The 1,442-nt window shown below is 49.0% G+C and carries 1 protein-coding gene; it reads left to right on the forward strand.

Annotation, left to right across the window (positions count from 1 at the left end):
* A partial coding sequence (locus F1003_RS15465) for a CLIPPER-2 domain-containing protein (protein WP_202913903.1) occupies window positions 1–1,442 on the forward strand: 1,442 nt, incomplete at both ends.

Here is a 1,442-nt window from a genome sequence, read left to right on the forward strand (position 1 = left end):
GAAGACGGAGAAGCCGACCTGGAAGATATGGTAGTAGGTAGTGGAACGATAGTTTACACAGCGACCTATGCGATCACTCAGGCCGATATCGATGCAGGTATCGTAACGAATCAGGCGATAGCCGATAGTGATGACCCAAGCGGCAATCCAGTAACGGACGATAGTGATGATCCAGCAGATCCAACCGGAACGGACGATCCAACAGATACGACGATTCCACAGGCAGCAAGCATCGCTATAGAGAAGACCAGTAGTTTAGACCTAGGAGTTGATGGAGTAGCCAGTGTAGGAGATATCATTACTTACACGTATACAGTCACCAACACAGGTAACACGACCTTATTTGATGTTAGTGTCACAGAAGACGTAGCGGACTTTACAGGAACAGGGACCTTACCAACACCGACCTATGTCAGTGGAGGAACGGACGAAGACGGAGAAGCCGACCTGGAAGATATGGTAGTAGGTAGTGGAACGATAGTTTACACAGCGACCTATGCGATCACCCAGGCTGATATCGATGCAGGTATCGTAACGAATCAGGCGATAGCCGATAGTGATGACCCAAGCGGCAATCCAGTAACGGACGATAGTGATGATCCAGCAGATCCAACCGGAACGGATGATCCAACAGATACGACGATTCCACAGGCAGCAAGCATCGCTATAGAGAAGACCAGTAGTTTAGACCTAGGAGTTGACGGCATCGCCACACCGGGTGACATAATAACGTATACCTATACAGTCACCAACACAGGTAACACGACCTTATTTGATGTTAGTGTCACAGAAGACGTAGCGGACTTTACAGGAACAGGGACCTTACCAACACCGACCTATGTCAGTGGAGGAACGGACGAAGACGGAGAAGCCGACCTGGAAGATATGGTAGTAGGTAGTGGAACGATAGTTTACACAGCGACCTATGCGATCACCCAGGCTGATATCGATGCAGGTATCGTAACGAATCAGGCGATAGCCGATAGTGATGACCCAAGCGGTAATCCAGTAACGGACGATAGTGATGATCCAGCAGATCCAACCGGAACGGACGATCCAACAGATACGACGATTCCACAGGCAGCAAGCATCGCTATAGAGAAGACCAGTAGTTTAGACCTAGGAGTTGACGGCATCGCCACACCGGGTGACATAATAACGTATACCTATACAGTCACCAACACAGGTAACACGACCTTATTTGATGTTAGTGTCACAGAAGACGCAGCGGACTTTACAGGAACGGGTACCTTACCAACACCGACCTATGTTAGTGGAGGAACAGACCAAGACGGAGAAGCCGACCTGGAAGATATGGTAGTAGGTAGTGGAACGATAGTTTATACAGCGACCTATGCGATCACTCAGGCTGATATTGATGCAGGTATCGTAACGAATCAGGCGATAGCCGATAGTGATGACCCAAGCGGTAATCCAGTAAC

Origin of the sequence: Winogradskyella ouciana (genome assembly GCF_009709615.1) — a bacterium.
Taxonomy (GTDB): domain Bacteria; phylum Bacteroidota; class Bacteroidia; order Flavobacteriales; family Flavobacteriaceae; genus Winogradskyella; species Winogradskyella ouciana.